Source organism: Cupriavidus sp. FW305-46 (assembly GCF_058787075.1).
Genome location: NZ_JBYSZI010000033.1, coordinates 68,319 through 78,792 on the forward strand (window position 1 = coordinate 68,319; position 10,474 = coordinate 78,792).

Consider the following 10,474-nt stretch of genomic DNA (forward strand, 5'->3'; position numbering starts at 1 on the left):
AATCATTCCTATTCAATCATCAAAAATATCGAATATACGGTCGGAAATGGCAGAAATGGCTGCTTATGCCACTTTTTTCGTGACAATATAGTCATTTTCCGGTAATACGCGGCAGCTTGTTGACTAGTCTACTTAGCAGCAGCGGGCGCGCCTGGCGCGTGTAGGAGTGCCCGCGCGGCGGGGATTTCCCGTCACTGCCAGGGGCTGACAAACCATTGATTTTTCTGATGTTTCAGCCCGGCTGAAGCTGTGCCGCAGGGTGCGGCGGGGCCTTGGCGCCGGGTCGAGGCAGACCCGGCGCATATCCACGGCGAGCGCCGGATCAAACCTCCAGCCACTCCTTTCTCACCTGCGAGTTGGCCTTCAGCTCCGCGGGCGTGCCTTCGAACACGATATGCCCGTGCCCCATCACGTAGACGCGCTGGGAAATATCCAGCGCAATCGCCAGCTTCTGCTCGATCAGCAGCACGGAAATACCCCGCTCCTTCAGCGTCTTCAGGTAGTCCCCGACCAAGGCCACGATCATCGGCGCGAGGCCTTCGGTGGGTTCGTCGATCAGCACCAGGTCGGGGTCGCCCATCAGCGTGCGGCACAACGTCAGCATCTGCTGCTCGCCGCCGGAGAGCACGCCGGCCGAGGTGTTCTCGCGCTCCTTCAGCCGCGGGAACATGTTGAACATGTCCTCGACGGTCCAGCGCGGCCTGGCCTGCCTCGGGTTGCGCTTCTCCCCCAGCAGCAGGTTCTGCCGCACCGTCAGCGTCGGAAAGATGTCCCGGTTCTCCGGCACATAGCCAATCCCGAGGTGCGCGATCTCGAAGGTGCGCCGCCCCAGGATCTCTTCGTCGCGAAACCGCACCGAGCCCTCGGCCTTGACCATGCCGAGGATGGCCTTGGCCATGGTCGAGCGCCCCACCCCGTTGCGGCCCAGCAGCGCGACGATCTCGCCTTCGCCGATATGCGCGTCCACGCCGTGGAGGATGTGGCTCTTGCCGTAGTAGGCGTGCAGGCCCTGGACGTTCAGCATGCGCTTGCCCATCAGTGCGCTCCTTCGGTGGCTTCCTCGTCGAGGGTTGTGCCCAGGTAGGCTTCCTTGACCTTGCGGTTGTTGCGGATGGCTTGCGGGGTATCCGTGGCAATCACTTCGCCGTAGACCAGCACAGAGATGCGGTCGGCCAGGCCGAACACCACGCTCATGTCGTGCTCCACCATCACCAGCGTCTTGCCGACGGTGACCTTGCGGATCAGCTCCACCGCGTGATCGGATTCGGAGCGGCTCATGCCCGCGGTGGGCTCGTCCAGCAGGATCACCTCGGCGCCGCCGGCGATGGTGATGCCGATCTCCAGCGCGCGCTGCTCGGCATAGGTCAGCAGGCCCGCCTGGCTGTCGCGGCGGTGCTGCATGCCAATCAGCTCCAGCACCTCCTCCGCGCGCTCGCGCGTGTCGCGCAGGCCCTTGAGCCGGTGCCAGAACGAATACTTGTAGCCGAGCGACCACAGCACCGCGCAGCGCAGGTTCTCGAACACCGACAGCCGATGGAAGATGTTGGTGATCTGGAAGCTGCGCGACAGCCCCATGCGGTTGATCACGAAGGGCTGCAGCCCGCCGATCTCCGCGCCGTTCAGGCGCACCGTGCCGCTGGTCGGCGCAAAGCGCCCCGAGATCAGGTTGAAGGTGGTCGACTTGCCCGCCCCGTTCGGCCCGATCAGCGCATGGCGCTCACCCTTCGGGATGCTCAGGTTCACGCCGCGGATGATCTCCGTCTGGCCGAACTTCTTGCGTACATCGGTCAGTTCCAGTGCCGCTGTCATGCCCTGCCTCCTGCGATTTCCATCTGTACCTTGTCCCACGCGCTGCGCACCCGCGCCGCCGCCAGGCGCCACGCGAACAGGCCAGCCGCCCACAGCGCGGCCGCCACCAGCCATGGCGCCCAGCTCGCGGCATCGAAGCCGACGCCGAACAGCGACATCGTGGTGCCGTTGGCGCTGTCGACCTGGACCTTGTAGACCAGCTCGACCGTCAGGATCATGGCCAGCAGCAGCACCACCCCGGCGCCGCCGGCACGCGCATAGGACGGCAGCATGCGGCCCAGCTTGCCCTTGCCCAGCAGCGGCACCTGCATCAGCAGCAGGCTGGCCAGCCCGCCCGGCACGAACATCACCATCAGCACGAAGAACAGGCCCAGGTACAGCAGCCAGGCCTTGGTCAGGTCCGACAGCGCCACCGCGAACAGCACGAACACCACCGCGCCGATGATGGGCCCGAAGAACACGCCCGCGCCGCCGATGAACACCGCCAGCAGCACGCCGCCGGAGCGCACCGCGCTGACGTTCTCGGCCGAGACGATCTCGAAGTTGATGGCGCCCAGCGCCCCGGCGATACCGGCGAAGAATGCCGACAGGATCAGCACCAGGTAGCGCACGCGCTGGGTGTTGTAGCCGATGAACTCGACCCGCTCGGGGTTGTCGCGCACGGCGTTGGCGATGCGGCCCAGCGGCGTCTGCGTCCAGGCGTACATCGCCACCATCGACAGCAGGCACCACGCCGCGATCAGGTAGTAGACCTGGCGCCCGGGCCCGAAGGTGATGCCCAGGAACGGGTCGCCGACCACGCGGTTGGTGGAGATGCCACCCTCGCCGCCGAAGAACTCCGGGAACATCAGCGAGCTGGCGAACACCATCTCGCCGATGCCCATGGTGATCATGGCAAAGGTGGTGCCGGACTTCTTGGTGGTGACGTAGCCGAAGATCACGCCGAAGAAGGCGCCGGCCAGGCCGCCCACCAGCGGCAGCATCGACACCGGCAGCCACACCTTGCCCGCCCCCACCATGTTCAGCACATGCACGGCGATGAAGGCGCCCAGGCCGGAATACACCGCATGGCCGAACGACAGCATGCCGGTCTGCCCGAGCAGCATGTTGTACGACAACGCAAAAATGATCATGATGCCCATCTGCGACATCAGCGTGATGGCGAAGCCCCCGGTGAAGATCAGCGGCAGCACCAGCATGACCAGCACGGTCAGGCTCCAGATGATCCAGCGCGCCAGGTTCAGCGGGCGGTAGCGCAGGGTGCGGCCGGTCACCACCGGCTCGCGGGGTTGTTGCATCGCTTGCTCCATGGCGTCAGCTCTCCCGGGTTCCCATCAGTCCACGCGGGCGGAAGATCAGCATCACCACCAGCAGCAGGTACGGCAGCACCGGCGCCACCTGGGCCACCGTGAGCTTCCACAAGGAATAGAACGGCGTGGCCTCGCTGACGGCCAGCCCCAGGCTGGTCATCAGGCCCGCCAGCGAGGCGTCGATGGTGACCGCGAAGGTCTGCAGCACGCCGATAAGGATCGACGCAATGAAGGCGCCCACCAGCGATCCCATGCCGCCCACCACCGCCACCACGAACACGATCGACCCGACCGCCGCGGCCATCGACGGCTCGGTGACGAAGGCATTGCCGCCGATCACTCCCGCCAGCCCGGCCAGCGCGGCGCCGCCGCCAAACACCATCATGAACACGCGCGGCACGTTGTGGCCCAGCGCCTCGACCATTTCCGGGTGCGTCAGCGCGGCCTGGATCACCAGCCCGATGCGGGTACGCGTCAGCACCAGGTAGATCGCCACCAGCATGCCCAGCGACACCAGCATCATGAAGGCGCGGTACTTGGGGAAGGACGAGGTGAACACCGTGAACAGCGGCCCGTCCAGCTCCGCGGGGATCCGGTACGGCACCGCCGCCAGGCCCCACACCAGCTTGACGCCCTCTTCCATCAGGTAGGCCAGGCCGAAGGTGAACAGCAGTTCGGCCACGTGGCCGTACTTGTGCACCGTGCGCAGGCCGAAGCGCTCCACCAGCGCGCCCGCGCCGGCCACCAGCAGCGGCGCGAAGATCAGCGCCGGCCAGAACCCGACCTTGCTGGCGATGGTGTAGGCAAAGTAGGCGCCCAGCATGTAGAAGCTGGCATGGGCAAAGTTGAGCACGCCCATCATGCTGAAGATCAGCGTAAGGCCCGATGACAGCATGAACAGCAGCAGCCCGTAGCTGATGCCGTTCAGCAGTGAGATGACGAAGAATTCCACAGCGTGTCCTTCAAGCTGGCGCCGCCATGCGTGGGCATGCCGGCGTCCGTCCGGTTGGATTGAGGGTGAGCGTCGCCCTCCGGGGGCGGATGCCCGCCCCGGACGCTCCCCGGTATCGACCGAAAAAGACTGAAAGTATGCAGGATCGGGCGGCCACTTTGTCAGCGTGGCCGGCCCGTCACGGACAGGATCAGCCCGGCCGCTTCATCTGGCAGGAGGTCGGCTGCGCCGACACGTACTGGTCCATCAGCGCGTTGGTCTTCCAGCCGTAGCCGGTGTTTTCCTGGTCGTACTTGATTTCCTTGCCGTCCACCTTGGTCCAGGTGGCGACCACCAGCGACTGCTGCGCCTGGTGGTCCGAGTTGCGCATCTCGACCGTGCCGTTCATGCTGTCGACCTTGATGCCCTCGAGCGCCTTGGCAACCTTGGTCGGATCGGTCGAGCCGGTGTCCTTGAAGGCCTTGGCCAGCATGGCAATGCCGGTGTAGGAGGCCATCACGTAGAAGTCGTCGTTGTACTTCTTCTTGAAGCCCTCGATGACATCAGCCCCCTTGAACCCCTTGTTGTTGGGGTTGTAGTAGCCGACATACTTGACGTGCTCGGCGCCGGTGGCGCCCATCGCCGTGGGCACGCCGGTGGTGCCGGCGTAGTAGGTGTAGTAGTTGGCGGTCAGGCCGGCATCCTTGCCCGCCTTGATCAGCAGCGCCAGGTCGCTGCCCCAGTTGCCGGTGATCACGGTATCGGCGCCAGAGGCCTTGATCTTGGCCGCGTACGGGGCAAAGTCCTTGACCTGCGCCAGCGGGTGCAGGTCTTCACCGACGATCTGGATGTCCGGGCGCTTGCGCTTGAGGTAGTCCTTGGCGGCGCGCGCCACCTGGTGGCCGAACGAGTAGTTCTGGTTGATCAGGTAGACCTTCTTGACGTTCGGGTCCTTGGCCAGGAAGGTGGTCAGCGCCTCCATCTTCATGTCCGAGTTGGCGTCGAGCCGGAAATGCCAGTAGTTGCATTTGGCATTGGTCATATCCGGGTCCACCGCGGCGTAGTTCAGGTAGACGATTTCCTTGCCCGGGTTGCGCTCGTTGTGCTTGGCCACCGCGTCCTGCAGCGCCAGTCCGACCGACGAGCCGTTGCCCTGCACGATATAGCGGATGCCCTGGTCGACCGCCTGCTTGAGGATGGTCAGGCTTTCCTGCGGCGACAGCTTGTTGTCGAAACCCACCACCTCAAACTTGTGCGCGCCGGCCCAGTTCTTCTGGTTGGCGATGTCGGCGACATACTGCCAGCTCTTGAGCTGGTTCTGCCCAACGGGAGCCATCAGCCCCGAGAGCGGGTCAATGAAGGCGATCTTCACCGTATCCGCGAGTGCGGTACCTGAAACCAGCGCAGAACCCAGTGCGGCAAACACGGCCACACCGGCCACCAGCGGACGCATTTTGGTCATACCTGTCTCCTTCACTCTTGTCGTTGGCTTGTCGTTGAATTTGGCTGGCTGCGCGGCGTCCTCCATGCCACGCCGTGCAGCCGGCCCCGAACACGCCATGCCGCAAGCAGGCATGGCGCACCGGAAAGCGCGTGCCGGCGTCAGGCGGTCGGCAGCTTGTAGTCCTTGAACTGCTCGCGCAGCTTGAGCTTCTGCATCTTGCCGGTGGCGGTCAGCGGGATCTCGGTGACAAAGGCCACGTCGTCCGGGATCCACCACTTGGCGACCTTGCCCTCGAAGAACTGCAGCAGCTCTTCGCGGGTGACTTCGGCGCCGGGCCTCTTCACCACCACCAGCAGCGGGCGTTCATCCCACTTGGGATGGTAGGCCGAGATGCAGGCCGCCATATGCACCGCGGGGTGCGCGGCGGCGACGTTCTCGATATCGATCGACGAGATCCATTCGCCGCCGGACTTGATCACGTCCTTGCTGCGGTCGGTGATCTGCATGAAGCCGTCGGCGTCGATGGTGGCGACGTCGCCGGTCGGGAACCAGCCGTCGGCCAGCGGGTTGGCATCGTTGCGGAAGTAGCGGTCGATGATCCACGGCCCGCGCACCATCAGGTCGCCGAAGGCCTTGCCGTCCCACGGCAGCTCGTTGCCGTCGCCATCGACGATCTTCATGTCGACGCCGAAGATCACGCGGCCCTGCTTTTCCTGGATCTTGTGGCGCTCGGCGTCGGACAGGTCCTGGTGCCTGGCCAGCAGCTTGCACGACGTGCCCAGGGGCGACATCTCGGTCATGCCCCAGGCGTGGATCACCTCCACATCCAGCGCCTCGAGTGCGCGGATCATCGCCGGCGGCGCGGCCGAGCCGCCGATCACGGTGCGGCGGAAGCTGGAGAACTTGAGCTGGTTCGACTGCACGTGCTGGAGCAGGCCGAGCCACACCGTCGGCACGCCGGCGGAGAAGGTCACCTTCTCCTGCTCGAACAGTTCATAGATCGAGGCCCCGTCCAGCTTGGCACCGGGCAGCACCAGCTTGGCGCCGACCAGCGGCACCGAGTACGGCAGGCCCCAGGCATTGACGTGGAACATCGGCACCACGGGCAGGATCACGTCGCTGGCGGAGCAGCCCAGCGCGTCGGGCAGTGCCGACGCGTACGAGTGCAGCACCGTCGAGCGGTGCGAGTACAGCGCGCCCTTGGGGTTGCCGGTGGTGCCCGAGGTGTAGCACAGGCTCGACGCCAGGTTCTCGTCGAACTGCGGCCATTCGTAGTTGCCGTCCTGCGTGTCGACCAGTTCCTCGTAGCACAGCAGCGGCACCTTCGATTCGGCCGGCATATGCGCGCGGTCGGTCATCGCCACCCAGCCCTTGACGTTGGGGCAATGCGGCGCCACGCCTTCCACCAGCGGCAGGAAGGTCAGGTCGAAGAAGATATAGCCGTCTTCCGCGTGGTTGACGATATAGGCGATCTGCTCGGGGAACAGGCGCGGGTTGATGGTATGGCAGACGGCGCCCATGCCGGACACGCCGTAGTAGATCTCGAGGTGGCGGTAGCCGTTCCAGGCCAGCGTGCCGACGCGCTCGCCCCGCTTCACGCCCAGTGCGCCGAGCGCCTGCGCCAGCTTGCGGGCGCGCAGTTCGCAATCGCGGTACGTGTAGCGATGCAGGTCGCCCTCCGTGCGCCGCGAGACGATCTCGGTGCTGCCGTAATAACGCGCGGCGTGTTTGATGATGGAGGAAATGAGCAGCGGCGCGCTCATCATTTGACCCATCAATGCCATGAACCTGCCTCCTGAAAGTCTTGTCTAGTTCGCCTGAAAACGAACAACCGTACTATTTTTTGGCGGTCGTTTCCATGCACCAAATCGGCGTCCGGCCGATCTCGTTGTGCACTGCTGTACTGTCGTTGTGTATTGCCGTCGGGGTTGCCGCCGGTATTGCCATCGAATTCGGGGCCGCAATTCTGCGAAAAGCCCATGCACCGGATTCATGTGCGCACTGAAGGAGGAAAATAACGTGCGGTGCATGGCGGCATTAACTCGGTCGAGCGGTCGAGTGCCGTTGAGGACGTACAATACTGCGTGGCATGTTGCACCTCAACATGTCGTTTTCCCTAGCCACCACCGCATTTTCGTGCCCCCGGCATGCCGCGCTGCACCGCTTTTTACGCGGTTCGCCGCACATCGACGAGCGCACGGAATTCGCACCGCCCCTTGCGCCCCGAGGCGCCCCTACGCGATGCCAGACACGCCCCAGTCACAAGCTCCGCAGCCCTCCGACGCAGCCACGCCGGCAACGCTGTCCGCGCCCTGGCGCACCGCGCCCGGCTTCGCCGAACTCGGCGCGCAGTTCTTCACGCGGCTGCGCCCGACGCCGCTGCCAGCACCCTACCTGGTGGGGGTGGCGCCGGCCGCTGCGGCCCTGCTCGGCTGGGATGCCGGCATCGGCAGCCAGCAGGACTTCATCGAGACCTTTATCGGCAACCAGGTGCCGGACTGGGCCGACCCGCTCGCCACGGTCTATTCCGGGCACCAGTTCGGGGTCTGGGCTGGCCAGCTCGGCGACGGCCGCGCCATCCGCCTGGCGCAGGCCGAGACCGCCACCGGCCCGTGGGAAATCCAGCTCAAGGGCGCGGGCCTGACGCCCTACTCGCGCATGGCCGATGGCCGGGCGGTGCTGCGCTCATCGATCCGCGAGTACCTCTGCTCCGAAGCCATGGCCGCACTGGGCGTGCCGACCACGCGTGCGCTGTCTATCATGGGCTCGGACGCGCCGGTGCGGCGCGAGACCATCGAAACCTCCGCGGTGGTGACCAGGCTGTCGCCGACCTTTATCCGCTTCGGGCACTTCGAGCATTTCGCCGCGCACGACGACGTCGCCGCGCTGCGCAAGCTGGCGGATTTCGTCATCGACAACTTCATGCCCGCCTGCCGCGACGACACCCAGCCCTACCAGGCGCTGCTGCGCGAGGTCTCGCTGCGCACCGCCGACCTGATCGCGCACTGGCAGGCAGTGGGCTTCTGCCACGGGGTGATGAACACCGACAATATGTCGATCCTGGGCCTGACCATCGACTACGGTCCATTTGGCTTCCTGGACGCGTTCGACGCCAACCATATCTGCAACCACTCCGACACGCAGGGCCGCTACGCCTACAGCCAGCAGCCGCAGGTGGCATTCTGGAACCTGCACTGCCTGGCGCAGGCGCTGCTGCCGCTGTGGCTGCCGCCAGAGGATGCCGACCAGGAAGGCGCGCGCGACGCCGCCGTGGAAGCCGCGCGCGCGGCGCTGGACCCGTTCCGCGACCGCTATGCCGCGGCATTCTTCCGCCACTACCGTGCCAAGCTGGGCCTGCGCCCGCCCGCCGGCGGCGATGACAAGAGCGATGAGCCGCTGCTGACCAGCCTGTTCCAGCTGCTGCACGGCCAGCGCGTGGACTACACGCTGTTCTGGCGCAAGCTGTGCGGCATTTCGTCCGCCGATGCCTCGCGCGACGCGCCGGTGCGCGACCTGTTCCTGGACCGCGCCGCCTTCGACGCATGGGTGGCCGACTATCGCGCGCGCCTGCGCGCCGAGCAGTCGCACGACGCCGCGCGCGAACTGGAAATGCTGGCAGTCAACCCCAAGTACGTGCTGCGCAACCACCTGGCCGAAACCGCGATCCGGCGCGCACGCGAGAAGGACTTCACCGAAGTGGACCGCCTGCTGGCAGTGCTGTCGCGCCCCTTCGACGAGCAGCCGGAAGCAGAGCACTACGCGGCGCTGCCGCCGGACTGGGCCTCCGGCCTGGAGGTCAGTTGCTCGTCGTGACGCCATGTCATCCGCGCCCTGCACGCCGGCCCCAGCCGGTGTAAGGTTCGCGCAGTTTGCACGACCAATGCCTTAACTGAGGAACCCAGCCGAGGAAGCCCTGCGAGGACAAGACCATGACCACCACCAAGACCGACGCCGAGTGGCGTGAACAACTCTCAGACATCGAATACCGCGTGACCCGCGAGGCCGCCACCGAGCGCCCGTTCACCGGCCGCTACTGGGACCACTGGGACAACGGCATCTACCACTGCGTGGGCTGCGGCACGCCGCTGTTCGAATCCGCCACCAAGTTCGATGCCGGCTGCGGCTGGCCCAGCTATTTCCGCGCCATCAACGGTGAGGTGATTGCCGAGCACGTCGACCACAGCCACGGCATGACGCGGGTGGAGGTTCGCTGCAAGGAATGCGGCAGCCATCTCGGCCATGTCTTCGAGGATGGCCCCGCGCCGACCGGCCTGCGCTATTGCATCAACTCGGCTGCGCTAAAATTCGATGATCGCGACCCGGCACAGCGTGCGGCGGATGAGGCCCACGCTGCCGGCAGCGACGACAAACCCCGGCGCGACCCACAGCGCTGAATGCTCCGGCAAGCACGCCGGACACAACCTGGTACCGCATGAAATTCCTGTTCGACCTGTTCCCGGTCATCCTGTTTTTTGCCGCCTTCAAGCTGGCCGACATCTACACCGCCACCGCCGTGGCCATTGGCGCCACCGTGCTGCAGATCGGCTGGGTCTGGTTCCGCCACCGCAAGGTCGAGCCGATGCAGTGGGTCAGCCTGCTGATCATCGCGGTGTTCGGCGGTGCCACGCTGGTGCTGCACAACGAGACCTTCATCAAGTGGAAGCCGACCGTGCTCTACTGGATGTTCGCGGTGGCGCTGCTGGGCTCGGTGATCGGCTGGCGCAAGAACCTGATCCGCGCCATGATGGAGAAACAGGTGACCCTGCCCGACCCGGTGTGGGCGCGCCTGAACGCCGCCTGGGCCGGCTTCTTTGCCGCCATGGGCGTGCTGAACCTGTACGTGGCCTACCAGTTCTCGACCGAGGCCTGGGTCAACTTCAAGCTGTTCGGCAGCATGGGGCTGATGCTGGTGTTCATCGTCGCCCAGAGCGTCTGGTTGTCGCGCCACATGCCCGAGAACAGCCAGGACTGACGCCCCCC

General features: G+C 65.5%; 9 protein-coding genes. 3 read left to right on the top strand and 6 right to left on the bottom strand.

What is annotated here, in order from left to right; all coding sequences use genetic code 11:
* Positions 1-322 precede the first annotated feature (322 nt).
* The 6 genes from AC3WON_RS17405 to AC3WON_RS17430 form a co-directional block, all read right to left on the bottom strand.
* The gene (locus tag AC3WON_RS17405) at positions 323-1,036 is read right to left on the bottom strand and encodes an ABC transporter ATP-binding protein (protein ID WP_492320158.1); all 714 of its coding nucleotides are present in this window, start codon (positions 1,034-1,036) and stop codon (positions 323-325) included.
* Positions 1,036-1,809, bottom strand: a complete 774-nt coding sequence (locus tag AC3WON_RS17410; protein WP_013956531.1) for an ABC transporter ATP-binding protein — start codon at positions 1,807-1,809, stop codon at positions 1,036-1,038. The genes AC3WON_RS17405 and AC3WON_RS17410 overlap by 1 nt, the downstream gene beginning before the upstream one ends.
* Complete coding sequence (locus AC3WON_RS17415; protein ID WP_492352358.1) at positions 1,806-3,119, bottom strand: branched-chain amino acid ABC transporter permease; 1,314 nt, start codon at positions 3,117-3,119, stop codon at positions 1,806-1,808. The genes AC3WON_RS17410 and AC3WON_RS17415 overlap by 4 nt, the downstream gene beginning before the upstream one ends.
* A gap of 4 nt (positions 3,120-3,123) precedes the next feature.
* Positions 3,124-4,071: a branched-chain amino acid ABC transporter permease gene (locus AC3WON_RS17420; protein WP_010810051.1), complete on the bottom strand. Its 948-nt coding sequence runs from the start codon at positions 4,069-4,071 to the stop codon at positions 3,124-3,126.
* 190 nt (positions 4,072-4,261) lie between these two features.
* Positions 4,262-5,512, bottom strand: coding sequence for a branched-chain amino acid ABC transporter substrate-binding protein (locus tag AC3WON_RS17425; RefSeq protein ID WP_492320156.1), 1,251 nt, complete (start codon positions 5,510-5,512; stop codon positions 4,262-4,264).
* Positions 5,513-5,652: 140 nt separating this feature from the next.
* Positions 5,653-7,278, bottom strand: coding sequence for a 3-(methylthio)propionyl-CoA ligase (locus AC3WON_RS17430; RefSeq protein ID WP_492320155.1), 1,626 nt, complete (start codon positions 7,276-7,278; stop codon positions 5,653-5,655).
* A 457-nt stretch (positions 7,279-7,735) separates the two neighbouring features.
* Between AC3WON_RS17430 and AC3WON_RS17435 the strand changes: the two genes are divergently transcribed.
* The 3 genes from AC3WON_RS17435 (at position 7,736) to AC3WON_RS17445 (ending at position 10,466) form a co-directional block, all read left to right on the top strand.
* Positions 7,736-9,307: a protein adenylyltransferase SelO gene (locus AC3WON_RS17435; RefSeq protein WP_492352359.1), complete on the top strand. Its 1,572-nt coding sequence runs from the start codon at positions 7,736-7,738 to the stop codon at positions 9,305-9,307.
* A 116-nt stretch (positions 9,308-9,423) separates the two neighbouring features.
* Positions 9,424-9,888: a peptide-methionine (R)-S-oxide reductase MsrB gene (msrB, locus tag AC3WON_RS17440; protein WP_035820225.1), complete on the top strand. Its 465-nt coding sequence runs from the start codon at positions 9,424-9,426 to the stop codon at positions 9,886-9,888.
* A 38-nt stretch (positions 9,889-9,926) separates the two neighbouring features.
* On the top strand, positions 9,927-10,466 hold the full coding sequence (locus AC3WON_RS17445; RefSeq protein ID WP_035820219.1) for a septation protein A: 540 nt from the start codon (positions 9,927-9,929) through the stop codon (positions 10,464-10,466).
* Positions 10,467-10,474 lie beyond the last annotated feature (8 nt).